Annotated in this window: 24 protein-coding genes and 1 other RNA gene; 16 read left to right on the top strand and 9 right to left on the bottom strand. The window is 49.7% G+C overall.

Annotated features, from left to right (window positions below):
* Position 1: 1 nt before the first annotated feature.
* Entirely contained in the window at positions 2-862 is an 861-nt protein-coding gene (gene tesB, locus DT73_RS14185) for an acyl-CoA thioesterase II (protein ID WP_036110100.1), read from the bottom strand.
* 333 nt (positions 863-1195) lie between these two features.
* Here tesB and DT73_RS14180 point away from each other — a divergent pair, with 333 nt between their 5' ends.
* Complete coding sequence (locus DT73_RS14180; protein WP_051691394.1) at positions 1196-1762, top strand: YbaY family lipoprotein; 567 nt, start codon at positions 1196-1198, stop codon at positions 1760-1762.
* An 87-nt stretch (positions 1763-1849) separates the two neighbouring features.
* Here the strand turns inward: DT73_RS14180 and DT73_RS14175 are convergent, their stop codons facing one another.
* Complete coding sequence (locus DT73_RS14175) at positions 1850-2161, bottom strand: MGMT family protein (RefSeq protein ID WP_036110098.1); 312 nt, start codon at positions 2159-2161, stop codon at positions 1850-1852.
* Positions 2162-2330: 169 nt separating this feature from the next.
* On the opposite strand from DT73_RS14175, the gene ffs reads away from it, so the two are divergent.
* Positions 2331-2427: signal recognition particle sRNA small type (gene ffs, locus DT73_RS25600), an RNA gene on the top strand.
* A 159-nt stretch (positions 2428-2586) separates the two neighbouring features.
* Here ffs and DT73_RS14170 read toward each other — a convergent pair.
* Positions 2587-3561 (bottom strand): VirK/YbjX family protein, encoded by a 975-nt coding sequence (locus DT73_RS14170; RefSeq protein ID WP_084172288.1) that lies wholly within the window; start codon positions 3559-3561, stop codon positions 2587-2589.
* A gap of 444 nt (positions 3562-4005) precedes the next feature.
* Here DT73_RS14170 and DT73_RS14165 point away from each other — a divergent pair, with 444 nt between their 5' ends.
* The 3 genes from DT73_RS14165 to DT73_RS14155 all read left to right on the top strand — a co-directional run bounded on the left by DT73_RS14165 (position 4006) and on the right by DT73_RS14155 (position 5492).
* A complete protein-coding gene (locus DT73_RS14165) occupies positions 4006-4662 on the top strand; it encodes a hypothetical protein (RefSeq protein WP_036110095.1) in 657 nt (218 codons plus the stop codon).
* Between the two features lie 363 nt (positions 4663-5025).
* A complete protein-coding gene (locus tag DT73_RS14160; protein ID WP_036110092.1) occupies positions 5026-5274 on the top strand; it encodes a hypothetical protein in 249 nt (82 codons plus the stop codon).
* Entirely contained in the window at positions 5274-5492 is a 219-nt protein-coding gene (locus DT73_RS14155; RefSeq protein WP_036110090.1) for a hypothetical protein, read from the top strand. The genes DT73_RS14160 and DT73_RS14155 overlap by 1 nt, the downstream gene beginning before the upstream one ends.
* Before the next feature lie 295 nt (positions 5493-5787).
* On the opposite strand, the gene DT73_RS14150 is transcribed toward DT73_RS14155, so the two are convergent.
* Positions 5788-7215 carry a PLP-dependent aminotransferase family protein gene (locus DT73_RS14150; protein WP_036110087.1) on the bottom strand — a complete coding sequence of 476 codons (1428 nt, stop codon included), beginning with the start codon at positions 7213-7215 and terminating at the stop codon, positions 5788-5790.
* An 88-nt stretch (positions 7216-7303) separates the two neighbouring features.
* Between DT73_RS14150 and DT73_RS14145 the strand changes: the two genes are divergently transcribed.
* The 3 genes from DT73_RS14145 to DT73_RS14135 all read left to right on the top strand — a co-directional run bounded on the left by DT73_RS14145 (position 7304) and on the right by DT73_RS14135 (position 12279).
* Positions 7304-7951 (top strand): YitT family protein, encoded by a 648-nt coding sequence (locus tag DT73_RS14145; protein WP_051691393.1) that lies wholly within the window; start codon positions 7304-7306, stop codon positions 7949-7951.
* 34 nt (positions 7952-7985) lie between these two features.
* A complete protein-coding gene (locus DT73_RS14140) occupies positions 7986-9059 on the top strand; it encodes a LacI family DNA-binding transcriptional regulator (protein WP_036110081.1) in 1074 nt (357 codons plus the stop codon).
* 106 nt (positions 9060-9165) lie between these two features.
* Positions 9166-12279 (top strand): beta-galactosidase, encoded by a 3114-nt coding sequence (locus DT73_RS14135; protein ID WP_036110077.1) that lies wholly within the window; start codon positions 9166-9168, stop codon positions 12277-12279.
* Between the two features lie 47 nt (positions 12280-12326).
* Here DT73_RS14135 and DT73_RS14130 read toward each other — a convergent pair whose 3' ends face one another.
* Positions 12327-12872 carry a flavin reductase family protein gene (locus DT73_RS14130; RefSeq protein ID WP_036110075.1) on the bottom strand — a complete coding sequence of 182 codons (546 nt, stop codon included), beginning with the start codon at positions 12870-12872 and terminating at the stop codon, positions 12327-12329.
* A 221-nt stretch (positions 12873-13093) separates the two neighbouring features.
* On the opposite strand from DT73_RS14130, the gene DT73_RS14125 reads away from it, so the two are divergent.
* On the top strand, positions 13094-13570 hold the full coding sequence (locus DT73_RS14125) for a helix-turn-helix domain-containing protein (RefSeq protein ID WP_036110072.1): 477 nt from the start codon (positions 13094-13096) through the stop codon (positions 13568-13570).
* Positions 13571-13580: 10 nt separating this feature from the next.
* On the opposite strand, the gene DT73_RS14120 is transcribed toward DT73_RS14125, so the two are convergent.
* The gene (locus DT73_RS14120; protein ID WP_051691392.1) at positions 13581-14729 is read right to left on the bottom strand and encodes an ABC transporter ATP-binding protein; all 1149 of its coding nucleotides are present in this window, start codon (positions 14727-14729) and stop codon (positions 13581-13583) included.
* Positions 14730-15078: 349 nt separating this feature from the next.
* On the opposite strand from DT73_RS14120, the gene DT73_RS14115 reads away from it, so the two are divergent.
* The 6 genes from DT73_RS14115 (at position 15079) to DT73_RS14090 (ending at position 22268) form a co-directional block, all read left to right on the top strand.
* Complete coding sequence (locus DT73_RS14115) at positions 15079-16314, top strand: extracellular solute-binding protein (RefSeq protein ID WP_036110069.1); 1236 nt, start codon at positions 15079-15081, stop codon at positions 16312-16314.
* A gap of 61 nt (positions 16315-16375) precedes the next feature.
* Positions 16376-17683: a carbohydrate ABC transporter permease gene (locus DT73_RS14110; RefSeq protein WP_036110066.1), complete on the top strand. Its 1308-nt coding sequence runs from the start codon at positions 16376-16378 to the stop codon at positions 17681-17683.
* Between the two features lie 12 nt (positions 17684-17695).
* The gene (locus tag DT73_RS14105) at positions 17696-18544 is read left to right on the top strand and encodes a sugar ABC transporter permease (RefSeq protein ID WP_036110063.1); all 849 of its coding nucleotides are present in this window, start codon (positions 17696-17698) and stop codon (positions 18542-18544) included.
* A gap of 5 nt (positions 18545-18549) precedes the next feature.
* Positions 18550-19752 (top strand): arabinogalactan endo-beta-1,4-galactanase, encoded by a 1203-nt coding sequence (locus DT73_RS14100; RefSeq protein ID WP_036110061.1) that lies wholly within the window; start codon positions 18550-18552, stop codon positions 19750-19752.
* A gap of 27 nt (positions 19753-19779) precedes the next feature.
* Positions 19780-21837, top strand: a complete 2058-nt coding sequence (locus DT73_RS14095; RefSeq protein WP_036110058.1) for a beta-galactosidase — start codon at positions 19780-19782, stop codon at positions 21835-21837.
* Between the two features lie 122 nt (positions 21838-21959).
* Positions 21960-22268 (top strand): glucose PTS transporter subunit EIIB, encoded by a 309-nt coding sequence (locus tag DT73_RS14090; protein WP_036110054.1) that lies wholly within the window; start codon positions 21960-21962, stop codon positions 22266-22268.
* Positions 22269-22447: 179 nt separating this feature from the next.
* On the opposite strand, the gene DT73_RS14085 is transcribed toward DT73_RS14090, so the two are convergent.
* Positions 22448-23707: a maltoporin gene (locus tag DT73_RS14085; RefSeq protein WP_036110051.1), complete on the bottom strand. Its 1260-nt coding sequence runs from the start codon at positions 23705-23707 to the stop codon at positions 22448-22450.
* Between the two features lie 266 nt (positions 23708-23973).
* Between DT73_RS14085 and DT73_RS14080 the strand changes: the two genes are divergently transcribed.
* Complete coding sequence (locus DT73_RS14080) at positions 23974-25047, top strand: LacI family DNA-binding transcriptional regulator (protein ID WP_036110048.1); 1074 nt, start codon at positions 23974-23976, stop codon at positions 25045-25047.
* 49 nt (positions 25048-25096) lie between these two features.
* Here the strand turns inward: DT73_RS14080 and DT73_RS14075 are convergent, their stop codons facing one another.
* Entirely contained in the window at positions 25097-25561 is a 465-nt protein-coding gene (locus DT73_RS14075; protein ID WP_036110046.1) for a YlaC family protein, read from the bottom strand.
* Between the two features lie 259 nt (positions 25562-25820).
* Positions 25821-26042 carry an HHA domain-containing protein gene (locus tag DT73_RS14070; RefSeq protein ID WP_036110043.1) on the bottom strand — a complete coding sequence of 74 codons (222 nt, stop codon included), beginning with the start codon at positions 26040-26042 and terminating at the stop codon, positions 25821-25823.
* Between the last annotated feature and the right edge of the window lie 7 nt (positions 26043-26049).

The following is a 26049-nucleotide window of genomic DNA, read 5'->3' as shown; positions in this document are numbered from 1 at the left end:
GTTAACCCCGCTGGCGCATAACGCCTTCCTGCACTGTTGAAGCCACCAAAACCCCATCCTGCGTATAGAACTCGCCGCGTACAAAACCTCTGGCACTGGATGCTGATGTGCTTTCCACGCTGTAGAGCAACCACTCGTTAAGGCTGAAAGGGCGGTGGAACCACATAGAGTGATCAATAGTGGCAACCTGCATTCCGTGCTCCAGAAACCCTATTCCGTGTGGCTGCAACGCGGTGGGCAGAAAGTTAAAGTCAGACGCATAACCCAGTAAGTACTGGTGAATGCGTAAATCATCCGGCATTGTGCCATTCGCCCGCATCCAGACCTGGCGTTCAGGTTTATCCACATGGCCTTTCAGAGGGTTATGGAACACTACCGGGCGGATCTCCAGCGGTTTATCGCTTAAGAATTTTTCTTTAGCCAGTGGCGGGAGCATATGCTCAAACAGTTTGGCGATATCCGTTTCGGATTTTAGTGACTCCGGTTCCGGGGCCTCTGGCATGGTTTTCTGGTGTTCAAAACCAGGCTCAGGTGCCTGAAATGATGCAGTCATATAAAAGATTGGCTTACCATTTTGAATGGCGGACACGCGCCTGGCACTAAAGCTGTTGCCATCACGTAGCACTTCAACATCATAAACAATGGCTTTCTTGCTGTCTCCGGGGCGTAAAAAGTAACTGTGAAAGGAGTGCACCAGGCGTTCTGCAGGAACAGTTTCTTTTGCTGCATACAGCGCCTGCCCAACGACCTGGCCGCCAAATACCTGGCGCAGGCCAAGGTCTTCACTTTGCCCACGAAACAGGCCTTCTTCAATTTTTTCAAGATTTAACAGGGCTAACAAATTATTTAACGCCTGACTCATAGTACACCCTCTGGCTGCGGAGTTTTTAGTCGGTGTGTGTAGTGACCATATGGCCTGATGCGCGGCTTTGCGACAAAACGTTGTAGCGTAATCGCCCTGAGTTCGGGTAAGTGCCAATAATCCAGGTGATTCGCACAGCTGCAATGCGACACATATTGTTAAGTATAACCTGGATTTCTAACTGGTCCGATGGGTTCAATTATCTGAATTTCCTGTCTTTTAGCAGCAAAAAATCAGGTAATATGCCAGACTTACCCTGATAAGCAATAAACCAACCCCTCACCACAACGATATTAACTGTATTGGTGTGGTGGCAGGAGAAGGAGAAAAACGATGAAACTGACACCCGTAATTTTCGGTCTGGCTGCTGCTTTTGTCCTGGCTGGCTGTGCACAACAATTTCGCAATACTTATGAAGTGCCAAACCCGGACTTTGCCTATTCTCGCCTGGCCTCACAGGCCGATATGCAGAAACCTCATCTGTCTGGTGATGTTGTCATTAACCAGCGTTTTGCCTTGCCACAGAATGCAGTACTGACAGTCACTTTGTCTGATGCTTCACGTGCGGATGCTCCGGCGAAAGTCTTGTCACAAAAAGTGGTCAATCTTGAAGGCCACCAGGCGCCATTCAGCTATGTGCTGCCTTACGACCTGGCCGATATCCGCCAGAACGCGCGGATTTTATTAAGTGCTGCAATCACCGTGGACGGCAAACTGATGTTCCGGTCTGATTCCTTTAAACCGGTTATCACCAATGGTGTGAACAGTACCGACCTGCACTTGATTCCGTTGCAAAATACCGCAGTTGCTGTACAACCAGCAAAAGTGACTGAAGCGTATCCGGTACCTACGCACTTCTTGCCGCAACAGCAGCAAACTCAAATGCAAACCGGTAATTGATTTTCGCCCGCTAACTAAAAAGAAGGGAAACCATGCTTTTCCCTTCTTTTTCATTAATCTTGCAGCGCCTTTGGGCGCTGTTTTCTTTTATTCAGGCCAACGGTAGCGTGGCAGATCAATTCTCCCATCCCCGGATACCTGCACGCCTTCAGCCAGTAATGCCTGGCGCTGGCGGCTGAGGTCCGGGCCGGTCAGTGATATTTGGCCTGTGCGGTTCACAACCCGGTGCCATGGCAGGCGTGAACCTTCCGGGAGCCGTTTGAGCACGCCGCCTACCTGGCGAGCCGCACGTGGCGAACCTGCCATACGAGCCACATCACCATAAGTAGTTATCCTGCCGGAAGGAATTGCCGCAATTATCTGGTATACCCGTTGGGCGAAATTGTCTGTTGAGGCCATGTGTTACTCCTGTTCTCCATCCATGCGACTATACCCGGTGGCCAGTAAGGAAGAAACTGAGGCAACTGCGCAATAAACCGTCATCCGGACCCTGTTGACTTGCAATTAGCGGAATCAACAGAGATAATGCGCCCCGCGCGTTGGAATACAACGCTCTCAATGGGGGCCCTGTTGGTTCTCCCGCAACACTAACTTGTGAACTCGGTCAGGTCCGGAAGGAAGCAGCCGCAGCAGGCGACGTGTGTGCCGGGATGTAGCTGGCAGGGCCCCCACCCATTTGTGCGTTCTGCACGTTCTGGTTTTTTCCCCGGTTTTAATTAAACACCTCTGGCGCAATAACGTGTGCAGGCTGAGACTATCTTCCGCCCAACCTGCGATGCCGGGTTATGTTCTTTTGGGCGTGCTTTTGGCGGTGATCCCGGGAATTATGAATTGCTTTGCGGGCCACTTGTTATCAGTGCGAGCGTTTTTTGCTCAATCTCATCCTGCAACAGGTATCGGCGGCGGTATTCCGCGCGTTTTTTGCTGGCGATGTCTTCAAGTTCCTTTCTCGGTAAGGATAGCGGAAGCTGCCATTGATATTGCCCGGCTTTAATCCCACTCACCGATTCCCAGAATTCGTCATAACTGGCATGCAGATGGCGTGCCTTACTGAAACGGTAGCGCCAGCCGCGGAATACATGCCCGGCATCACTCACACCATAGATCTTTTCTGGCTGCCACTGGCTACATAATTGCCAGATAACTTCCAGCAAAATACGTTTGGGGAACAGGCCATGGCAGGCTTTGGTGGCCTGTTTAATCGTGTCATTGGTAACCTGGCGGCGTGGGCCCTGAACACCACCAATAAATAGTACCGGGCACTGTGCAGGCTCAGTAATACAGAAGGTTAAACTGGCCAGTAACTCGTCGCCCATAAACAACCACAGCGTGCTTTCACCTTCGCGCTCTGCCGTGCGGGCAGTGGATGCCTTAAGTGAAAACACTTCATCGTTACGCCCGGAGAAGTTAAACAGCAGAGTCGGTTCGCTGGCTGTCAGTGCCTGGAAAAGTGTTGCTCCGGTATGTTGGTGCAAGAAATGGTAGTGATCCACAACGGCCTGAGCGCGTTGTGAGGCAGTCAAACCAAGCCGCAGATAATGGCGGTGTGGTTTACTGGGCAGCGTAACCTGTGCCCGCAGCAATGCCGGGAATTCAGGTAACCGGGCTAAAGCTGCCAGCATGCTGTTGGTAGGTTTCCAGTACCATAGCGAACGCAGCAAAAATTTTAACCGGTAGCGCTTTTTCTGCCAGATAGCAGCGGGAGGAACAACCAGCCCCCGGGCGATAGCAAAAACCAGTGATCCGGTGCCAATGCCTTGCTCATTAGCGGTGTGTAACGGTGTTTCATTCACAGACATAAATGCCCCAACAGCTTAAAAATAAATCAAATAAGAATTGTCTGTGTAGTGTATTGGAGTGAACTTCAACGAAAGCTCATTGGGATGAATAAAGTTAATCGTTGGTAAAACCTGCTTTGGTGGGTATGTTAGGAAAGGTCTCACTCTGTGTTATATGTGGTGAAGTATTTTAAAAGTAAAAAATAATCGTATTACTAATTGATAAAATGAGACTTTACGGCTTCATTTTTAGGTATTTTCTTTGGTAGCTTTGAAAGCGATTTTTTGCTTGCGGGCTCTTTATTTAAATTGCCAGTGTGCGGGCTTTGTTAGTCTCATTCATGAGACACTTCTTTGCCGGGTGTGGGTTACAGCGCTAATGACAGGCGATGAGGAAATCGCTCTGGTTGTCAGTGCCGGCAATCTGCAACCCAGCCAGGCCTGGCCGTTTTTTGGGAAAGAACGATGAAAATAACACAAACACTTTATGTCATTGCCGTAATTGGGCTGGCTGGCTGTGTGGCAAAACCACCAGCTGTTCCTGCTCTTAGCGCAAACACTGTGTCGGCAACGCAGTCCGGGATTATCGACGGGACCACTTCATTAACCGGGCTGATTCAACAGTATGGTGTACCGTCGCGCACGCTCTGGTCACCACAAGGTAAACAAATAGCAGTCTGGATGCAGAACTGGGCAGGGCCGCAGGGGCAACAAGCTGCACAGACAACGCAACTGACGGCATTAATTAATGGTGATGTCGTCGAGAAGCATTGGGTCCATCGCTACCCTGTAGGTATGCAGAACAGCTTTTTGAGTTCAGACAGTAAGCTACATCTGAATAAAATCATCACCAAAGGGGTTTCCACTGAAACGGGGGTTATTGCCCGCTTAGGGGAACCTCGTAACTACTTGTTTGATGATGACGGTAATAAAATCATGATGTATGTCTGGCACGAAAACCCGCTAATGGCTCAGGGGGGAGCAACGCCAGTCAGAAAGATGAATGTGCTATTAATATGCCTGGATAGCCACAATGTGGTGAAATTTTTCAACATTGAACAGCTTGAAGGTAGTGACGGTATTCAAAGTGACCCTGGATCTGCCTTTAGCCTGGATACCTGAACATAGCGCAGCCTCTGGTTGTTAACACCTGGTGGAGTACTTCCGCCGGGTGTGGGCATGTTACTTGTATAGTCCGCCAGGCTGGTTGAATAACAAGTAGTGAGCAGGCGTAATGCAGTGGCTATTCTTCTGTCTGCGTGTTTACTGATTGTTTTCCCATTGCCTGTTAAGCCGAAATAACACGCTTTAATGGCAGTCAATGTAACAATGAAATTTATTGCTACAGAATGAGTTCCTGGTCACATTTATTTTCCATCCTGAATTGCAGGTCATCTTTCTGCAACTGAATAGTGATGGATTTTTCCTGTCGATTCGTGTAATAAGAATTATATTATTGCGCTAAATAAACTCGAAGGAAAGCATATGGAAACCGCAGTGCTAAATGTAAAAATTAGCAGTGAACTTAAAGAACAAGTGCGTAGTTATGCTGAACTGCATGGGGAAACATTGGGTGCGGTAACAGAGCAGTTTCTGAGAATGGCTTTTGAAAGCCTTGATGCTGGGGTTAAGGAAGATGATATTGATAACCAGCACACAGAAGAAGAAGGAGTTCAACCATTAAATGCTAAAGAAATCAAAGCATTGAGAAAACTTCTTAAAAAGAGGAAATAATGGCTGACGATAATGTGAGTGTGGCTCACAGTTATAATGAGGCATGTGAATTATTGCGCTCCGGTTTTGTTAAGCATGTTCGCCTTGACTGGAATGTGGGGAGTGATGAGTTTTTTCGCATAGCTTCAGACTGGTGTGACGCCGGTGCAAAAATAAAACGCAGAGATAATGGGTTTGTTATTTCTGTAAAAGGTTTTCCGGTTCCACGTCAGCATTGATTTCCCCACTTTTTTTCATGTTATACAGATATATGATTGTAACTGTCCGGCATGAATATTAATTGGGACTTAATGCTGATTGTCATATTACTGACATGAAAATGAAATTTATATGAAATAATAGTGTCATAAAAATATCATTTTTATGCAACCGGAATTACCTGGAGTATTCATAACCACTTGTTAAGGTGGCATTGCCTCAAAGGTAATGTGCATCATGGATGATATTAAAAACGGCGAGCTTTGCGGCTCGCCGTTCTCTTTTGGGTGCTGTTGTGTGGCTGGCTGGTGCAGGTTAAATCATCATATTGCTTGCTGGTGAGCGAACCAGAGCAAGTTGTTGCCACACCGGAAGCAGGCGCATCAGTGCCATCTCCATTCTGACCGTTTCCAGCGTGAAAGGCAGGCGCAAGAAACGTTCAAAAGCACCATCAATACCGAACCGGGGGCCAGGCCCCAGGTGGATGCCAATATTCTCTGCACTGGCTGCAAACCGTGTTGCAGCAGGGGAAGGCAGCGTTACCCACAGCGATAACCCACCGGGTGGTGGAGTGGTTTGCCAGTGAGGAAAATATGACTGTATCAGTGCCAAACACTGGTCGCGTTGTACCCGCAGTTGGTGGCGTTTTTCCTGTAAAATCGCCTCTTCCTCTTCTATCAAAATAGCCGCAGTGAGTTGCTCAAGCAGCGGAGAACCCAAATCGAGGGTGTTACGTTGTTGTACCAGGCGGGCTATCACCCCTGGAGACGTTCGTATCCAGCCCAGCCGTAAACCACCCCAAAAGCTTTTGCCGCAAGAACCCAGAGAAATTATGTTTTCTGCATCGCCAAAACAGGCCAAAGGTGGTGGTGGCGGGGCGTCATACCATAATTCCGCCATGGTTTCGTCAACCACCAGCGGGGTGTGGCTGCGTTGTGCAATGGCCGCAATGCTCTGGCGCTCTGCAAGGCTCATACAACGCCCGGTTGGGTTATGAAAATCAGGGATAAGGTAGGCAAGGCGGGGAGATGTTTGAGCCAGTGTGGCGGCGAAACCATCACAGTCCCAGCCTTCATTTGCCGGCAGGCTGACGCCTACCGGGCGGCAGGAAGCACCCCGGATGGCATCCAGCGCCATTGGGTACGTGGGGTGGTCAACCAACACTCTGTCTCCGGGCCCGGTGAACAACCGCAATAGTAATGCCAGCCCGCTGACCGCGCCGTTGACCACCATTATCTGGTCTGGTGTGGTTGCCAGGCCTCTCTGGCAGTAATGCCGTGCAATCGCTGTTCGCAGGCGCGGCAGGCCCTGTGAATCATAGCCAGTTGAGCCCAGGTGCTCTGTCAGCCCGGTAATGGCTCGCTGGTAAGCCTGGTGGATTGCCGGGCTGGCGGGAAGGGCCGCGGTGGCAAGGTCCAGTGTATCGCCGGGAACCGTATAGGCCTGTTGGGTTACCTGAGTATCAGGCAGGCGAGTAACTGACCCCGACCCCTGGCGGCTTTGCAGGTAACCTTCTTCACGCAACTGGTTTAGTGCATTCGCGACGGTTGTGCGGCTCAGTGCCAGTGAATCTGCCAGTTCTCGTTCCCCAGGCAACCGGCTGTTTAAAGGCAACCGGCCATCAAGTATCAGCAAGCGCAGCCCTTCAGCCAGTTGCCGGTAAACGGGAATACGCGTGTCCGGATGATGCCACTGGCCCAGTATTTTCAGTAACGAGGCGCTGCGCAGTTGTCGTTGTGTCATAGCAGTCCACTTTTTATAAACTGGACCTTATTATTAAGTCCATTGTTGCGCAAAGTATAAACATGTCTGCAAAAAACAGGAAATCCTTATGTTGCGCCGGTTAATTCAGTTGTACACAGGCCTGGTGTTTTATGGCATCTCAATTGCGGTGTTCTATCGTGCCAACCTGGGGTTGGATCCGTGGGATGTGTTCCACATGGGGCTTGCCCAACTGACCGGGCTGAAGCTTGGGCAAACCGTCATTGTGGTGGGAGCGTTAGTTTTATTGTTGTGGTGGCCGATGCGCCAGAAACCAGGCCTGGGGACAATCAGCAATGTGGTGGTGCTGGGGCTGGTGGCCGATGCAGTACTGGCTGTTTTCCCCCCAATAACTGATTTGTGGTTACGCAGCCTGTGCCTGGTTATTGCGATAGTGCTTAATGCTCTGGCAACCAGTTTGTATATTGGCGCCGGGTTTGGCGCTGGCCCTCGTGATGGGTTGATGACCGGCATGCATAACCGAATGGGCTGGCCAATACGGCGTATCCGCACAGTTATTGAACTGACAGTACTGCTTGTGGGTTTCTTGATGGGTGGCAGCCTGGGGATTGGCACCGTGCTGTATGCCGTGAGTATTGGGCCACTTATTCAACTGACACTCCCCTGGTTTTCTGCCCGAAGTTCACAGCAACCCAGGGTTGAAACTGGCGAAAAATCACAAGGTAATACACTTTCTGATCTCAAAAGCCCGCTCTGAGGTAGTATAGCGTTTTTACCCTCAGAGGCCGGTTATGAGCAATAAAACGATAACCTTATATGATGTCGCGGCGCGAGCGGGCGTGTCTTATCAGACCGTTTCTCGTGTTATCAATGGGGCGGCAAATGTATCGGTTCGTACCCGGCACAATGTTGAACAGGCGATGCAGGCGCTCCATTATGTGCCAGATCCCGCAGCACGGCAGCTCGCCGGGAAAAGGCGGCGTATATGGGGGTTGGTAACTACAGACTTATCCCTGCACGCGCCTTCGCAAATAGCGGCGGCGATTAAGTCCCAGGCCTCACAGGCTGGCGTGGATGTCTCTATTGCCATGCTGGAGGCGTTGAGTGAACAGGCGTGTTGCCAGGCACTGGACACCCTGCTGGCACAACGAGTGGAAGCTGTAGCGGTTAATTTGCCTTTGTCCGCCAGCCAGGCATCGGCACTGGTGGCTCGTTATGCTCATGCCCCGATACTCTTTTTAGATGTGCCAGCCAGCGCACAGGTGCCCAGTGTCACTTTTGACGCCGCACAGGGTGCTGCGTTGGGGGCGAAGCATCTTTTGTCGCAGTCATTAAACCGCATAGCGTTACTTCATGGGCCGTTATCTTCTGTCAGTGCTGTACAACGCCGTGCCGGTTGGGTGGATACGCTGGCACAGGCCGGTGTACAACCCGTTGCTCAGGGCGAAGGCGACTGGAGTGCGGCCAGTGGTTATTTGCAGGCTCAGGTATTACTCAGTTACCAGCCGCAGGGTATTTTGGTTGCCAATGATCAAATGGCCCTGGGTGTGCTGCGCGCTTGCGCTGAGCGTGGTATCTCTGTGCCGGGTGAGGTAAGTGTGGTTGGTTTCGACGATACAGCAGACAGCGCATGGTTCACCCCGCCTTTAACCACCATCCGCCAGGATTTTCGCCAGTTGGGTGAGTCCTGTGTGTTCTGGCTGAACAGTGTGGCCGGGAAAAAAACGCCTGCATCACAATGCCTGCCTGTTACGCTGGTGGTTCGTGAATCGACTGGTGAGGCTGGCAAGGGCAGGCCTCAGCCAGCAGCATTGGCACAGCAGTTACATGTGCTGGCGGAACAGGTTGCGAAATTGCCTTCGTAAACTGGATGTGATCCGCTTCGCTTATTCCCTTTATTCAGGTTTACGGTGTGCTCAGATTAATTCACATTATTGTGAATGTGAGCGCTTCGCAATTTATGAGGGAACTATGTCTGCCACGCCTTGTTCTGAACAGCTTTCTGCTTTGTCTGCCCTGGTTGCACGCCGTGACTGGGAGAATCCATCGGTTACTCACTGGCATCGCCTGGCGAGCCATGCTCCACTTGCGGGCTGGCCTGATGAAGTGAGCGCTGTGCATAAAAAACCGGGTAATGGCCGGTTAAGCCTGAACGGGGCATGGCAATTTACCTGGTTTCCCCGCCCTGAAGCGGTGCCTGCAGAATGGGTTGCCCGGCCACTGGAATCAGCTATAGAGGTGGTGGTTCCGGGAAACTGGCAGTTGCTTCCGGGGTTTGATGTGCCGGTGTACACCAATGTGAATTACCCTATTGCCACAACCCCGCCGCAAGTCCCCGTGGATAACCCTACCGGGTGCTATTCGCGCGTGTTTACTGTGGACCAGCACTGGCTTGATAGCGGGCAAACACGCATTATTTTTGATGGCGTGAATTCTGCATTTTACCTGTGGTGCAACGGGCATTGGGTGGGATACAGCCAGGACAGCCGCCTGCCTGCTGAGTTTGACCTGACTCCCTGGTTGCAGGCGGGCGAAAACCGGCTTGCCGTGATGGTACTGCGCTGGTGCGATGGTACCTGGCTTGAAGACCAGGACATGTGGCGCATGAGCGGGATTTTCCGTGATGTTACGCTACTGCATAAGCCCGATGCGCATATTGCGGATTATCACCACCAAATTACCTTCAATAGTGACTACACCCGTGCTGAATTAATGCTGAATGTGAGTATGGCCGGTGACCATCCACAGCAATACCAGGTTGAGGCCAGCCTGTGGCGGCATGGGGAGTGTATCACTCGCGAAAAACAGCCCGTGGGCAGCCCAGTGATTGATGAACGTGGCCATTACCCTGAACAGGCCCGGCTTACTTTATCTGTTACCACGCCCGCGCTTTGGAGTGCGGAAACGCCACATTTGTACCGCCTGGTAATGGCACTGGTGGATAGCGAGGGCAACTGTATTGATGCCGAAGCCTGCGAGGTAGGATTTCGCGAAGTCACCATTACCGGAGGGTTGTTGAAGTTAAATGGCAGGCCACTGCTCATTCGCGGTGTGAACCGCCATGAGCACCACCCGGAGCATGGCCAGGTAATGGACGAAGCCACCATGCGCCAGGATATTGTGTTGATGAAACAACACAATATTAACGCAGTTCGTTGTTCTCACTATCCCAACCACCCGCTCTGGTATCAGTTATGCGATGAGTACGGCTTGTATGTTGTGGACGAAGCCAATATTGAAACCCATGGCATGCAGCCTATGTCACGCCTTGCACAAGACCCTGTATGGTTTGCTGCAATGAGTGAGCGGGTTACCCGCATGGTCCTGCGGGATCGTAACCATCCATGCATTATTATTTGGTCCTTAGGCAATGAGTCCGGCCATGGCGCGGCTCATGATGCGTTATGGCGCTGGGTGAAAAGTACCGACCCCGGCCGCCCGGTGCAGTATGAAGGTGGCGGTGCCAATACTGCGGCCACTGATATCATTTGCCCGATGTACGCCCGCGTAGATGAAGACCAGCCTTTTGAACAGGTTCCCAAGTGGTCAATTAAAAAATGGGTGGGGATGCCAGACGAACATCGTCCGTTGATTTTATGTGAATACGCTCATGGGATGGGAAATAGCCTGGGCGGGTTCTACCGATACTGGCAGGCTTTCCGGCAGTATCCGCGCCTGCAAGGGGGCTTTATCTGGGACTGGGTTGACCAGGCGCTGACAAAATATACGCCAGAGGGCAAACCATGGTGGGCTTACGGTGGGGATTTCGGGGATAAACCCAATGACCGCCAGTTTTGCCTGAATGGGCTGGTATTTCCGGACCGCACCCCACACCCGGCATTATATGAAGTACAACGCGCTCAGCAGTTTTTCCAGTTTCACTGGGATGCCAGCCAACCTCAGCAGTTGCAGGTTACCAGCGAATATCTGTTCCGTACCACAGATAACGAATGCCTGTGCTGGGCTCTGACACAAGCTGGTGATGTGTTGCTTGAGGGGCGGGAGTCACTGACGCTGGCTCCGGAGTCCAGCCAGTGTCTGGTTGTCCCACCATTCCCTGAACGTCATGGCTGTGAGCCGCGCTGGTTTACCGTCTGGGTTGAATATTTAGCCGATACACAGTGGGCTCAGGCCGGGCAGCGTTGTGCCTGGGCACAGTGGCCAGTTACGGGTTCACTTCCGTTACCGGAGTTAGCGGTATCTGAGCCTCAACTTCCGCGCCCACAGCTGGTGGAGGAAAACGGGCTGTACCAGGTCACCAGCGGGGATAACCGCTGGGTGTTTGACCGCAAACTGGGCACACTGGCGCAGTGTTTTACCGGCGAGACAGCGCACCTGCTTGGCCCTGTTGAAGATCAGTTTGTGCGCGCACCACTGGATAACGACATTGGTACCAGTGAAGCCGCACGGGTTGACCCGAATGCCTGGGTGGAGCGCTGGAAAGCAGCAGGGCTTTATGATTTACAGGCGCAGGTTTTACAGTGCGAAGCCCATGAAGCACCTGAGGGTGTGGTTATCAAAACACGGCATGCCTGGTTACACCTGCAACACTGTTGTTTTATTAGTGAAAAACGCTGGCAGATAGATGGCAGCGGGCAATTGCAGCTTGATGTCCGGGTTGACGTGGCTGCAGATATTCCACCACCGCCGCGTATTGGCCTGGTGTGCCACCTGGCGGGCCTGGCGCCTGTAGTCAGTTGGGACGGGCTTGGTCCTTATGAAAACTACCCGGACAGAAAACTGGCTGCCTGCCAGGGGCGCTGGACTTTACCATTGCCAGAACTGCATACCCCTTATATTTTCCCCAGTGAAAATGGCCTGCGCTGTGACACCCGTTGGCTACGTTACGCAGGCCACCAGTGGCAGGGGATGTTCCACTTCGGGATTGGCCGCTACAGCCTGCAACAACTGCGTGCGGCCAGCCATGTGCATTTACTGGCAGAAGAGCCGGGGGTATGGCTGAATCTGGATGCGTTTCATATGGGGGTTGGTGGTGATGACTCCTGGAGACCGAGTGTGCACCAGGATGACATCCTCGCCACATCAACCCTGCGTTACCAGCTTAGCTGGTCCCTGCCTGGGTAAGACTATACCTGGGTAAGACCACGACGGTGTGAGAACAACCACCGCCATCAACTCACTTTGGTGAACCACTGATGGCGGTTTACCGTTTCACCGTCGAGGCGGAAAATGCCATCGCCGGTATAGTGCATGGTCTGAGGCCAGTCAGTCAGGCTTTTTACCCGTGCGCAAACGACTTCGAAAATAAAAAAGTTATAGCTGTCTACCAGAACATCATCATAGATTTGGCATTCAAAGCTGGCAAAACACTCGGCAACCGCTGGCGCACCAACACTTTGCGCGGGCTCTGGCGTCAAACCAAAACGGGTAAATTTGTCGGTGTTACTCCCTGAGCAGTTCCCTATTTGGGCAACGGTATCAAGTAATCCTACTTCCGGGAGATTAATAACACAGTCTCTGCTGGCCTTTATCATCTCAAAACTGTGATTGCCTGCGGAAATCATGCAGCCAATCAGTGAAGGTGAAAACTCCATGACAGTTTGCCAGCCGAGCGTCATGATATTGTCTTTCCCTTGCCAGTGAGAACTGACCAGCACGATGGGGCCGGGCTCCAAAAAACGGCGCACCTCACTAACAGGATAAGGGTACTTTTTCATATTGCCTCCTGTATGGCTTGTTATACAGGATAATAGTCGTTTCCTGGCCGGGCGTGAGGTTGTTTGCCAGATACTTGCGTGGTTGCCCGCAAACAGGGCGTTGTTGCCGGGTGTCCGGTGGGTGGCGGGTGATTGTCGGGTTGCTGTCAGGTTCCTGTCGTGGTGTTTTCGCCGGGGTTGGCGGACAGTCTTTATCGTCAACAGAACAAAGGAGAAACAGGATGCAGCATAACAATATTAAAGCCCTGCGCCTTGCCCGGGGCTGGTCGCAAGAGCAACTGGCGGCATTATCGGCACTGAGTGTCCGCACTATTCAGCGTATTGAGAATGGTGAACAGGCAAGTATTGAAACCATGAGTGCGTTAGCGGCGGTATTTGAGTGCCCGGTTGCTGAATTAATGAGCCCGGCGGATGAACACAGTGAGCCAACTGAAGAAGGGGCCGACCAGCGCGTTATAGCCGCCAATGCCCGGCTGGATGAAGAAAGCGGGTTTCTGCGTTCATTATTTACCTGGGCGGTGATTTGCGGGGGGCTTGCTGTAATAAACCTGCTCACCAGCCACGAAGTATTGTGGTTTCTCTGGCCTCTGGGGATTTGGGGCGGGTTGTTACTGGTGCGTGGGTGCCGGTTATTTGTGCTGCACGACTGGCTGGCGCGCCGCAGGCAAAGACGCCTGCAGCAGTTGTTACGTAAATAATAGCCCAGTGTCAGGCGGGGATCGCCTGTGCCTCTGCCTGGTGTGTGGGCAGGGTATTATCCGGAACCTGAATTTCAGCACTGATACGCAGCCCGGCTTCGTCGAAGACCATACATTGCCGGGCTTCAAAATACGTTGTTATCTTCTGCCAGGGGCTGAAATGAATATCTGACGGAATAAGTACTTTGAAGTTGTCATGGCCATAGCACTGGCCAAACAGCCAGGTATTGTTCCCCAGGCGTTCCACCACTTCGCACTGGAACTGAAGCTGGCAACCCACCTGTTCACCCACCTGCAAATGCTCAGGGCGAATACCCAATGTGATGTTATCGCCTGGATGTAATTGCTGTGTATGCAATGCGAGTGTCAGCGTTTGCTGCCCGGCAATGTCCACCACCAGTTCGCCTTCCTGCCAGTGCTTCACTGTTGCAGGCAGAAAATTCATTTTTGGCGACCCGATAAACCCTGCGACAAACCGGTTAACCGGGTTGTAGTAGAGGTGCATTGGTGAGCCTGTCTGTTCCACCTTGCCATAGTTCATGACCACAATTTTGTCTGCCAGCGTCATGGCCTCTACCTGGTCATGGGTGACATACACCATTGTGGTTTTCATTTCCTGATGCAACCGGGCAATATGCAGACGCATTTCAACCCGCAGTTCAGCATCCAGGTTGGATAAAGGCTCATCGAACATAAACACTTGTGGGTTACGCACAATTGCCCGGCCAATAGCGACACGCTGGCGCTGGCCACCTGAAAGTTGTTTTGGTTTGCGTTCAAGCAGGTGGGTTAGTTGCAGTGTTTTTGCCACCATCTCTACCTGATGGCGGATCTCTGCTTTGGGAACTTTATTTACCTTCAGCCCATAACCCATATTTTCAGCAACGGTCATGTGCGGATACAGGGCATAGGACTGAAAGACCATTGCCACCCCACGGTGGGCCGGGGCAATATCATTGACAACCGTTGGCCCAATCATTATCTCGCCCTCACTAATATCCTCAAGGCCCGCGATCATGCGCAACAGCGTGGATTTACCACACCCTGACGGGCCGACGAATACCGCAAATTCTCCGTCTTCGATATCAAGTTGAATATTGTGCAGCGTGACGGTTTTGCCAAAGCGCTTGGTGACGTTTCTGAGCTGTATGCTGGACATCCACTTCTCCTGGCTTAATGAATGCAGCTAATGCTGTTTTATGGTTTTAATGTAGTACGTATAACATACCATGAAAGCAAGCAAGAGCAGGGTGGTTTTTTGAGATGCTGAAACTATATATCTCAGTTATAGCAGGCAGTATGCTGCTGTTTCATTTCTGCAATCATGATCACAGAATAACCACTAAGTGATGGTTCACATTATTTTCAAAGAGTAACGTATAACATCATTGATGGTGAGCTGTATCATCATCAAAAAGCATTTAAATTATGGAAATGACTCAGTTACGAGAAAAAACAAAAAAGTTAGCAGAACATCTTAAATGTAATACCTTCACAAGAGGTCAATAATGAAAATTACGCTATGCTCCGCCCTGTTACTTTCCGCGCTGGCAGGCAGCCAGTTCGTTGCATTTGAGGCATCCGCCGCCGCACAGCAGCTTACTGTTTGGGAAGATATTAAGAAATCAGACGGTATCAAAGTCGCTATCAGTGATTTTGAAAAGCAGTATCAGGTGAAAGTGAATGTCCTCGAGATGCCATTTGCTCAGCAACTGGAAAAATTACGCCTCGACGGGCCCGCAGGTATTGGTCCGGATGTCCTGGTCATTCCAAATGATCAGCTCGGTGGTGCGGTGGTGCAGGGGCTTCTGGCACCGCTAACGCTGGATAAATCGATACTTGCGGGTTTTACACCTTCATCGGTAGATGCTTTCCAGATGAATGGCACACAGTATGGTTTACCTAAAGCGGTTGAAACACTGGTACTGATCTATAACAAAGATCTCGTAAAAACCCCATTCAAGACACTGGATGAGTGGTTTAACTTCTCTCGCCAGCAACATGAACAGAACAAGATTGGCCTGTTGGCAAAATTCGATGAGCTCTATTATAGCTGGGGTGCTGTCAGCCCTATGGGCGGGTATATCTTCGGTAAAGACAGCAGCGGTAAGCTCAATCCCCTGGATATTGGGCTGAACACACCAGGTGCTGTGGATGCCGTCACTACGTTAAAAAAATTCTACAGTGAACAGTTATTTCCCAGCGGTATTGTTGGGGAAAACGGCCTCAATGCAATTGATTCCTTGTTCACAGAGAAAAAAGCTGCGGCAGTTATTAATGGCCCCTGGGCGTTCCAGCCTTATGAAGCGGCTGGTGTGAATTACGGCGTGGCACCATTACCCCTGCTGGAAAATGGTAAACCGATGAGCGCGTTTCTGGGCGTGAAAGGTTATGTGGTCTCCACCTGGAGCAAAGATAAAACGCTTGCCGATAAATTCATCACCTTTATTAACCAGCCGAAATACGTGAAAACGCGTTATGAAGTGACGAAAGAGATCCCACCATTGCTGGCTGTTATGAATGATCCGGTGATTAAAAATGATGAGCGCGCCAGTGCTGTGGCTGAACAGTCAAAGTTTGCTGTCGCAATGCCGGGCATTCCTGAAATGGGTGAGGTTTGGGGGCCTGCGAATGCGGCACTGCAACTGAGTATGACGGGTAAGCAGTCGCCAAAAGATGCGCTCGATAGCGCAGTTAAACAAATCAAAATGCAAATAGAAGCCATGCAGGCCAGTAACCAGTAATTCCAGGTATTGTTTTGTTACGGGGGAGCGGGGCTTCCCCGTACAGCAGAAGGAGCCAGGTGTGATTATCAGTTCCAGTGAAAGTTTATCCGCATCAACCGGGCCGGGTCGTCATGCGTGGGCAGCGTTGTTGCTGGCCTGCCTGCCTGGATTCGGTCAGTTTTATAACCGCCAGTGGGCAAAAGGGCTTATTTTTCTGGTGCTACTCAGTAGTTTCCTGGGCGTGTTCCATGATTTTTTGGGTGAAGGTCTGTGGGGATTATGGACACTTGGTGAAGAGGTTCCCCGTGATAATTCTGTCTTCTTATTAGCGGAGGGAATATTAAGCCTGTTGATCATTGGCTTCGGGGTGGCGGTTTATCTGCTTTCATTACGTGATGCCTGGGTAAATGGCCGCCGTCGGGATAGCGGTATACCGTTACACAGTGTGCGCCGCCAGTACCAGATCCTGCTCAATGAAGGGTTCCCGTATTTAATGATAACACCAGGTTTTATCCTGTTAGTGTTTGTGGTTATCTTCCCGATTTTATTTGGTTTTGCTATCGCTTTTACCAATTACAACCTGTATCACACCCCACCTGCAAAACTGGTGGACTGGGTGGGAATTAAAAACTTTATCAATATTTTTACCCTGTCAATTTGGCGTAATACTTTTTTTGATGTGTTGCAGTGGACGGTAGTGTGGACCTTGCTGGCAACAACGCTGCAATGCACCGTGGGTGTCATGCTGGCGATTTTGGTGAATCAAAAAGATCTGCGCTTTAAACCGGTGATTCGGACTATTTTCATTCTTCCGTGGGCTGTGCCCGGATTTGTCACGATTCTGGTTTTTGCCGGGATGTTTAATGACTCTTTTGGTGTGATTAATAACTCTATTCTGTCTTTTCTGGGGATAAGCCCCAAAGCCTGGATGACGGATCCATTCTGGACTAAAACGGCATTGATCATGATGCAAACCTGGCTCGGTTTTCCATTTGTCTTTGCCATGACAACTGGCGTGCTGCAGGCAATTCCGGACGATTTATATGAAGCCGCAACTATGGATGGAGCCAGTACATTTACCAAATTACGCACCATTACTTTGCCTTTGGTTCTCTATTCCATTGCACCTATTATTATTACTCAATACACATTTAACTTTAATAATTTCAACATCATTTACTTATTTAACAATGGTGGCCCGGCAGTGGCCGGCTCTAATGCGGGTGGCACAGATATTCTGGTTTCATGGATTTATAAGCTAACGATGTCATCGTCTCAGTACGCTATTGCTGCAACTATCACTATTCTTTTGTCGATTTTTGTTGTGGGTGTTGCACTGTGGCAATTCCGTGCCACGAAATCATTCAAAAATGACGAGATGGCGTAAGGAGTATTCAGGGTGAAAACACAAAGTATTAAGCGTGAAAAATGGATACGCCTGTCATTATCCTGGCTGGTTGTAGTGGTGGTTTCGGTGATTATTATTTATCCGTTGATCTGGACTGTGGGGGCATCATTGAATGCCGGAAACAGCCTGCTCAGTACCTCTATTATTCCAGATAATCTTTCTTTTCAGCATTATCAGGATTTATTTAATGGCCAGGTAAATTACCTGACATGGTACTGGAACTCAATGAAGATAAGCCTGATGACCATGGTGCTGACGTTAATCAGTGTCAGTTTTACCGCGTATGCTTTTTCGCGTTTTCGTTTTAAAGGTCGTCAGAACGGACTGATGCTGTTTTTGTTACTGCAAATGATCCCGCAGTTCTCGGCATTAATTGCCATCTTCGTGTTGTCGCAGCTGCTGGGGCTGATTAACAGCCATCTGGCGTTAGTACTGATTTATGTCGCTGGCATGATCCCGATGAATACCTGGCTGATGAAAGGTTACCTGGACGCGATACCGAAAGATTTGGATGAATCGGCCCGAATGGATGGTGCCAGTAATTTACGCATTTTCCTGGAAATTATTATGCCGTTATCAAAGCCAATTATTGCGGTGGTCGCGCTGTTCTCTTTTACTGGCCCATTGGGGGATTTTATCCTTTCCAGTACGATTTTACGCACACCGGATAAATACACTTTGCCTATTGGGTTATATAACCTGGTAGCACAAAAAATGGGGGCCAGTTACACCACATATGCGGCAGGTGCTGTGTTGATTGCATTGCCTGTTGCCATATTGTACCTGGCATTACAGAAGTATTTTGTTTCTGGCCTGACTTCAGGGAGTACCAAAGGGTAATTATTATGAAAAAGACCGTGCTTTCTTTTGTTATCTGGGGACTGGCAGCTGCAACCAGTTTACCGCTTTATGCCAGTGAAACCGTGGTGATTAAACCATTGCGTAATGAGCCAACTGATTTTATTAAAGGTGCGGATGTTTCTACTTTATATGAGGTGGAGCATCAGGGCGCGAAGTTTTATAACGCACAGCATCAACAACAAGATGCGATGGCGATTTTAAAAGCCAATGGTTTTAACTATATTCGGCTGCGGTTATGGGTGGATCCGAAAGACAGCGCTGGCCATCCTTATGGTGGTGGCGACAATGATTTGGCTACCACTCTTGCTCTGGCAAAGCGTGCAAAAGCGCTGGGTATGAAAGTGTTGCTGGATTTTCATTATAGTGATTTCTGGACTGATCCGGGAAAACAGTTCAAGCCTAAAGCCTGGCAAGGAATGAACTACGACCAACTGGTTACGGCTATCCATGATTATACCCGTGACACCATGCAGCAGTTCCGGCAGGCAGGTGCATTACCAGATATGGTGCAAATCGGTAATGAAATTAATAGCGGTATATTGTGGCCGGAAGGCAAAAGTTGGGGAGAGGGTGGCGGCGAATTTGACCGGCTCGCCGGGCTATTAAAAGCAGCAATTAGTGGGATGAAATCCAGCCTCGGGCCGGACGACCATGTCAAAATTATGTTGCACCTGGCAGAAGGCACCAAAAATGACACATTCCGCTGGTGGTTTGATGAAATTACTAAACGCGATGTACCGTTTGATGTCATTGGTTTATCAATGTACACCTACTGGAATGGCCCGATTAGCGCGCTGCAATCCAATATGGATGATATCAGCAAGCGTTACCATAAAGATGTCATTGTCGTGGAAGCTGCATATGCCTGGACTCTGGCAAATTGCGATAAAGCCGAGAACAGTTTTCAACAAAAAGAAGAAACGGCCGGAGGCTACCCGGCAACATTGCAGGGCCAGGCAGATTATTTACATGATTTAATGCAAAGTGTGATTGATGTACCGCAACAACGTGGCAAAGGCATATTTTATTGGGAGCCAGCCTGGATAACGCCTCCGGGAAATACATGGGCAACAGAGGCTGGGATGAAATATATCAATGACCACTGGAAATTGGGTAATGCGCGTGAAAACCAGGCGCTATTTAATTGCCAGGGCGAGGTGCTGCCATCAATAAAAGTTTTTAATTAAGTTTTCATTTCATTCTAAGGGTTTTTTATGAATAAGTTTCCACCTTTGAGTTCAAAGGTCGCTACCTTATTGCATGGTGCCGACTATAATCCGGAACAGTGGGATAATTACCCCGATATTCTGGAAAAAGATATTGCCATGATGCAACAGGCAAAGTGCAATATTATGTCGGTGGGTATTTTCAGTTGGGCGAAGCTTGAGCCAAAAGAAGGTGAATACCAGTTTGGCTGGCTGGATAATGTGCTGGATAAATTATATGCCAGTGGTATATCCGTTTTTCTTGCCACCCCCAGTGGTGCCCGGCCAGCCTGGTTATCACAGGCTTACCCTCAGGTATTGCGGGTGGGGCGCGACAGGGTGCCAGCTCTGCATGGTGGCCGCCATAACCACTGCCTGACTTCGCCCGTATACCGTGAAAAAGTTCGCCAGTTAAATACCCGTCTGGCTGAGCGGTACAGTCATCACCCGGGCGTTATTGGCTGGCATGTTTCCAATGAATACGGTGGAGAATGCCATTGTCCGGCTTGCCAGGCGCGCTTTCGTGAATGGCTGCAACAACGCTATTCGTCACTGGATGAGCTAAACCATGCCTGGTGGAGTACGTTCTGGAGCCATACCTATACAGACTGGTCGCAGATCGAGTCTCCCGCTCCCCAGGGCGAAGAGTCTGTTCATGGGCTGAACCTTGACTGGCGGCGGTTTACTACAGACCAGGTCGTTGATTTTTGCCGTAATGAAGTGGCACCGCTCAAAGCGGCAAATGCGGCATTGCCAGTCACGACTAACTTCATGGAATATTTCTACGACTACGATTATTGGAAACTGGCGCAGGCCATCGATTTCATTTCCTGGGATAGTTACCCCATGTGGCACCAGGATAAAGATGAGACCACTCTGGCCTGTTATACCGCGATGTACCATGACCTGATGCGCACATTAAAACAGGGCAAGCCCTTTGTTTTAATGGAGTCAACACCCAGTGTGACTAACTGGCAGCCGACCAGTAAGCTCAAAAAACCGGGTATGCATATTCTTTCTTCACTGCAGGCAGTCGCTCATGGCGCGGATGCGGTGCAATATTTCCAGTGGCGTAAAAGCCGGGGTTCGGTAGAGAAATTCCATGGCGCCGTGGTGGATCACGTAGGGCATATTGATACCCGTGTTGGCCGCGAGGTCTGCAAACTGGGCGATATCCTTCAGCACCTGTCGCCGGTGGTTGGGTGCCGGGTTGAAGCACATGTCGCAATAATTTTCGACTGGGAAAGCCGTTGGGCAATGGATAACGCCCAGGGGCCTCGTAACCTGGGGCTTGAATATGAAAAGACGGTTGCAGAGCATTACCGTCCATTTTGGGAGCAGGGAATCAGTGTTGACGTGATCAATGCTGATGCTGATTTATCCCAGTATCAGTTAGTTATAGCTCCGATGCTCTACATGGTTCGTGATGGGTTTGCCAGCCGGGTGGAATCCTTTGTTGAACAGGGCGGGCAATTTGTTGCTACGTACTGGAGTGGCATTGTTGACGAAAGTGACTTGTGCCATTTAGGCGGGTTCCCTGGCCCATTACGTAACGTGCTGGGGATTTGGGCTGAGGAAATTGACAGCCTGGCTGAAGGTGAAAGCAACCTGATTCAGGGGCTTGCCGGTAATGAGGCGGGCTTGCAGGGGCCGTATCGTGTTCGACACTTGTGTGAGCTTATTAATACCGAAAGTGCCAGGCCACTGGCCTGTTACCGGGAAGATTTCTATGCAGGCAGGCCGGCGGTCACTGTGAATGCGTTTGGTCGGGGTAAAGCATGGTATATCGCATCGCGTAATGATCTGGCTTTCCAGCGTGATTTTTTCGGCAATATCATTGCTGAATCAGGCTTATGCGGGCCTCTGCCTGTGCCATTGCCGCCGGGTGTTACCGCACACCAACGCACTGACGGGGAACAGAATTACATCTTCCTGGAAAACTACAGCGACAAGCAGCATAACCTCGTCCTGCCGCAAGGGTATACCGATATGCTGACCGGGTTGCCGGTTTCTGGCACGGTAAACCTCACAGCATGGGATTGCCGGGTACTCTCCTGCGCATGTTAGTAATTTATTCCCGCCTGCCTTTTTGGGGCGGGAATATGCCCTTCTTATAGTGCCATCCTGCGCCCTGAATAGTGGGCGTGTTTTTATTTCTTTCCTGTAATTATCAGCATAAGGAACAGCCTATGGTAAGCCTGAAATCCTTTCTCCAGTATTTTCGCCATGAAGTGGAATGTACAATGAATGATACAGATAAAGCGCAGGCTGAGCGCCTGGTCAGTGGCTTTGGTGGCCGGGATAATATCTGCCATATTGATGCCTGCATGACACGCCTGCGGGTTACCGTGGCGCAGCTATCGCAGGTTGACTCACAGGCTCTGCAGAGTGAAGGAGCACTTGGTGTGATTATTATTGGTCACGAGGTTCATGCTATTTTCGGTACCCAGTCAGACAATTTGCGCCAACTTCTGGAAAAACATTTTTCACAGTTATGATGGGTTATTAAGCGATAATAAAAAAGCTGGCCAGGGACCAGCTTTTTTATTATTTATCTAAAAAAATAAGGCAATCAAAATAATGATTGCCTTAAAAAAACAACATGCAGTGGCTATGATGTCGGAGAAAATAACATCAAAAAAAGAGATATAATGATGATGATTCTGTCAGGTAATGCTTACCACCAGGCTTCCACCTGCACGCCATAGTTCCAGGTATCGCTGGCTGTATTGTCGCGGAAGGTATCGCGCTTTTCGCCATCCGTCAGGTATGAAGCAAAAATACGCAGCTCCGGGCGCGACATAAATTCAGGGCCATCCGCCAGTGCCAGAGCAATAGTGTATTTCTCGCCGCTTTGCTTGTAATTTGACCCATCGTTATATGTATCTTTTTGGTAAAAGGCACCCGCTTCACCAATCCCACGCACGTAGTTAGTGAATTGATACTGTGCACGGCCAACCAACGAGACCATCCGGGTTTTATCTGTAGTGGCGGTAATATTGTTGGCTGAACCCCAGGTGAGTACGTGGTTTATCGAGAAACGGTCAGTAATCGGAATCAGGCCCGTGTTGATAATACGGTAGCCCGTGGCGCTGCTGGTGTCATTCCACATGTCATACCAGCCACCGCCCTGCGAAACCATATTCTGCGCCAGGCCTTTGTTGGCGTACTGCACTACCAACTTATTGTATCCGCCGAACATATCCTGGCTGATTTCACCTGTCAGCATGACACCGTTATCTGCATCATATAACCCGCCATAGCTTTTCTGCTTGTTGGTTGGGTTAGGCATGGCGTAGTCGATACCGACTTCCACCCAGGAGCCCTGCCAGGGTTTTAAACCGGCATAACGTAAATCAAGGTAGTTGATGTTGACGTCATTATCGTTGTCCACGCGGTAGTCGACATCATTGGCATCACCCCTTATCCATGCGAAGGAAACTGCACCCGGGCCAACGCTGTAGTTTTCAATCCCGGCACCTGCTCCGGAAATGTTCCAGTATTTTGTATCAATAATATGCAGGTCGTGACGTTGGTAGTAACGTTTGCCACCCCAGATAACGGCATCTTTATCGCCAGGTACCAGACCTTTGATTTGCAGGTTTAACTGCCGTAAACCGAATTCTGCATCATCGCCAATTGTGGTTTCATTGTCATTGGAACCATCAGAAACCATGCTGACCATACTGTCCAGGTAGAAGCTGACATCATTCTTTTTATACACTTCTGAACCCAGTTCAAGTTCGCCATATGTATCTGTTTCATTACCCAAACGGCCGAGTTTGTTTTTCTGCCATTCCTGCATACCTCCATCACTGGAAACGCCTATACCAGAACGCAAATAGCCGTGAAAATCGATAGCGTTGTCTGCCATCGCCCAGGTTGAAGTCAGCGCAGCTGTCAACGCGACAGTGAGTGTGCGTAGCGTCGTATTCATGATACCCTCTTATTGTTTGTATTACGTTCACATAATCGATGTAATAAAATGCCTAATTATGATTTCTTTCAATTTGGAACAAGCGGTAATGTGATTTGACGCAAATAAAACAACTAGTTTTGTTATCACGTGGTGAGGTTGCTCACATGTTTTTGTTATGTGAGCGTCTTACTTTTTTGTTTGGCGTTGGTGGGGTGGTTTTTCCACAGGTATTTCAGACGGACGCCTGATACAATTTGATTAGTAGCCTACGTGGAATAAGAAAGATGAAGTCTAAAAGTGCGACATTAGAGGATGTTGCCCGGTATGCAGGCGTCTCATACCAGACGGTCTCCCGGGTTTTGAATAAATCAGCCAATGTATCTGAAACTACACGCCGGAAAGTGGAGGAAGCTATTGAGGCGCTGCGCTATGTACCTAATCGTCTGGCGCAGCAACTGGTAGGGAAGCAAAGTAATACGATTGGCCTGGTTACTACTTCACTGGCGTTACACGCCCCTTCGCAGGTGGCAGCAGCGGTGAAACGTTACGCAAACCAGGATGGGTATCAGGTGCTGATTTCCATGATTGATGAGAACGTAGAACAAAGCATCCAAAGTGCTATCAATGAACTGAAGTCTCAGTGGGTTGATAAAGTGATAATTAACGTGCCTCTGGAAAGCGAAAATGCAGAAAAAATCGCTATTGAGAACGATGATATCATTTGCCTGTTTCTGGATGTGGATCCTTTCAGCTCTGTGTTTAACGTTTCGTTTAATCCGGCAGATGGTACCCGCGCCAGTGTGAAATACCTCTATGAACAAGGGCATCGTGAGATTGCGATACTGGCGGGGCCAGCACACTCCGTGTCAGCGCGCTTACGTTTGAAATCCTGGTGCGAGACGCTGGACGGTTATGGGCTAAAACCCGTGACAGTTCTGCATGGCGACTGGGATGCCCGTAGCGGGTACGCTGGCGCACTCCAGATGTTGCGTGAAACCCCTTCATTTTCTGCGGTACTGGTCGGTAATGATCAAATGGCGCTGGGCGTACTGAGTGCGTTCCATCAGCATCAACTGAGCATTCCTGGGCAGAAATCGGTGATTGGGTATGATGATACCTGGGAAAGCTCGTTCTTTTACCCTGCGTTGACCACAGTTTCTCTGGATTTAGATTTACAGGGGAAAGAAGCGGTGCGGCGTTTGCTCAATGCGGGGCAGAAAGAAGACGGGCGTTCATCCTCTGTTTTGCCTGCGAAACTGGTGGTACGTAATTCCACCGGGCCGAAACAGGATGATACCCGTGATTTGCAGCAAATTGCCGATACACTGCGCCAGCTTGCACAGCAACTGAGCTCGTAGCGAGCCAGGAGCCCGGAATGGAGCAGCTCAGTGTAGTTACTCTGCCGGGCTACGACGCCTGGTTATCCAGACTGTAGATATCGTAAAATGTCAGGCGTTTTTTATTGACCAACATCTTAGCCAGTAAATCTTTTTGCTGGTTGCTGACTTGTGAGGAAGCCTGGATGTTACTGATCAATTCGCCCGGTACATCACGTGTGTTATACCATTCGCCGTTATAACATACGCGAAAATCCAGCAGGTCTATATCTTCATACCGGTAACGTGGGTTGACATCAAAGAAGAAGAAACCGTTGAGTAATACAAACAGCCCGACATGTAGCCAGACAAAATCCTCAAGCGTTGGTGATTTCACGACAACAATCAGTGTCGCCAGCCACCCTGCGTACATGGCAACAAACAACCCTGGGTAACGGCGAATAAAGCTGATGCTAAAACGCGGCCGGTTATCCCGCTTTTCGTGGTGGTTCAGTTGCTCTATGGTATTGGTCAGCAGGCGCTGAATTTCCGTCATACAAGCCTCTACAGAAAACAATTCTGGAAATATCCTCTGGATTGTAGAGGGGTGGGGCTCAGTAACCAGTAACAGTTTCCCGGAATATTTGCATAACAGTTGCCGATTGCTGAACAGAACTCAGCCTCACACAGCCAGTGCGATGCAGAGATGCGGATGTAACCACGCCGCCGGGAAACCGGTTTTTTGAACCATAACAGAACAGAACCAGAAGTGTGTTATCTTCAGGTTCAGAATTGTGTTTGAATCAGAAAGTCACTTAGCGGACAAACTTCCATACTGAAGATGGGATTTTATCGTACAATTTATTCATCGTCAGTTCTGCAAGGCGATGATCTGCTGCTGAATAAAATACTGCCAGCTCACTATCAGAAAGTTCATATTTATTTTTTTCAATAACTCTTTCGAGGGTGTCGATGGTCTGACAACGCCTTAAACGCATCAAATAATCGGTTTTTGTTAACGGTTTGGTGATAGACATAACTTTA

The organism is Mangrovibacter sp. MFB070 (assembly GCF_000705335.1).
Classification (GTDB): domain Bacteria; phylum Pseudomonadota; class Gammaproteobacteria; order Enterobacterales; family Enterobacteriaceae; genus Mangrovibacter; species Mangrovibacter plantisponsor.
Note: the sequence above shows the minus strand (reverse complement) of the source record. Positions and strands in the feature narration are given on the sequence as shown.

Excerpts from the sequence above, each read along its gene's own strand:
- DT73_RS14180 (WP_051691394.1), top strand. The coding sequence starts at position 1,196 with ATGAAACTGACACCCGTAATTTTCGGTCTGGCTGCTGCTTTTGTCCTG.
- DT73_RS14095 (WP_036110058.1), top strand. The coding sequence starts at position 19,780 with ATGAATAAGTTTCCACCTTTGAGTTCAAAGGTCGCTACCTTATTGCAT.
- DT73_RS14115 (WP_036110069.1), top strand. The coding sequence starts at position 15,079 with ATGAAAATTACGCTATGCTCCGCCCTGTTACTTTCCGCGCTGGCAGGC.
- DT73_RS14170 (WP_084172288.1), bottom strand. The coding sequence starts at position 3,561 with ATGTCTGTGAATGAAACACCGTTACACACCGCTAATGAGCAAGGCATT.
- DT73_RS14125 (WP_036110072.1), top strand. The coding sequence starts at position 13,094 with ATGCAGCATAACAATATTAAAGCCCTGCGCCTTGCCCGGGGCTGGTCG.
- DT73_RS14165 (WP_036110095.1), top strand. The coding sequence starts at position 4,006 with ATGAAAATAACACAAACACTTTATGTCATTGCCGTAATTGGGCTGGCT.
- DT73_RS14085 (WP_036110051.1), bottom strand. The coding sequence starts at position 23,707 with ATGAATACGACGCTACGCACACTCACTGTCGCGTTGACAGCTGCGCTG.
- DT73_RS14080 (WP_036110048.1), top strand. The coding sequence starts at position 23,974 with ATGAAGTCTAAAAGTGCGACATTAGAGGATGTTGCCCGGTATGCAGGC.
- DT73_RS14090 (WP_036110054.1), top strand. The coding sequence starts at position 21,960 with ATGGTAAGCCTGAAATCCTTTCTCCAGTATTTTCGCCATGAAGTGGAA.
- DT73_RS14175 (WP_036110098.1), bottom strand. The coding sequence starts at position 2,161 with ATGGCCTCAACAGACAATTTCGCCCAACGGGTATACCAGATAATTGCG.
- DT73_RS14075 (WP_036110046.1), bottom strand. The coding sequence starts at position 25,561 with ATGACGGAAATTCAGCGCCTGCTGACCAATACCATAGAGCAACTGAAC.
- DT73_RS14135 (WP_036110077.1), top strand. The coding sequence starts at position 9,166 with ATGTCTGCCACGCCTTGTTCTGAACAGCTTTCTGCTTTGTCTGCCCTG.
- DT73_RS14150 (WP_036110087.1), bottom strand. The coding sequence starts at position 7,215 with ATGACACAACGACAACTGCGCAGCGCCTCGTTACTGAAAATACTGGGC.
- DT73_RS14100 (WP_036110061.1), top strand. The coding sequence starts at position 18,550 with ATGAAAAAGACCGTGCTTTCTTTTGTTATCTGGGGACTGGCAGCTGCA.
- DT73_RS14140 (WP_036110081.1), top strand. The coding sequence starts at position 7,986 with ATGAGCAATAAAACGATAACCTTATATGATGTCGCGGCGCGAGCGGGC.
- DT73_RS14160 (WP_036110092.1), top strand. The coding sequence starts at position 5,026 with ATGGAAACCGCAGTGCTAAATGTAAAAATTAGCAGTGAACTTAAAGAA.
- DT73_RS14070 (WP_036110043.1), bottom strand. The coding sequence starts at position 26,042 with ATGTCTATCACCAAACCGTTAACAAAAACCGATTATTTGATGCGTTTA.
- tesB (WP_036110100.1), bottom strand. The coding sequence starts at position 862 with ATGAGTCAGGCGTTAAATAATTTGTTAGCCCTGTTAAATCTTGAAAAA.
- DT73_RS14155 (WP_036110090.1), top strand. The coding sequence starts at position 5,274 with ATGGCTGACGATAATGTGAGTGTGGCTCACAGTTATAATGAGGCATGT.
- DT73_RS14145 (WP_051691393.1), top strand. The coding sequence starts at position 7,304 with ATGTTGCGCCGGTTAATTCAGTTGTACACAGGCCTGGTGTTTTATGGC.
- DT73_RS14120 (WP_051691392.1), bottom strand. The coding sequence starts at position 14,729 with ATGTCCAGCATACAGCTCAGAAACGTCACCAAGCGCTTTGGCAAAACC.
- DT73_RS14130 (WP_036110075.1), bottom strand. The coding sequence starts at position 12,872 with ATGAAAAAGTACCCTTATCCTGTTAGTGAGGTGCGCCGTTTTTTGGAG.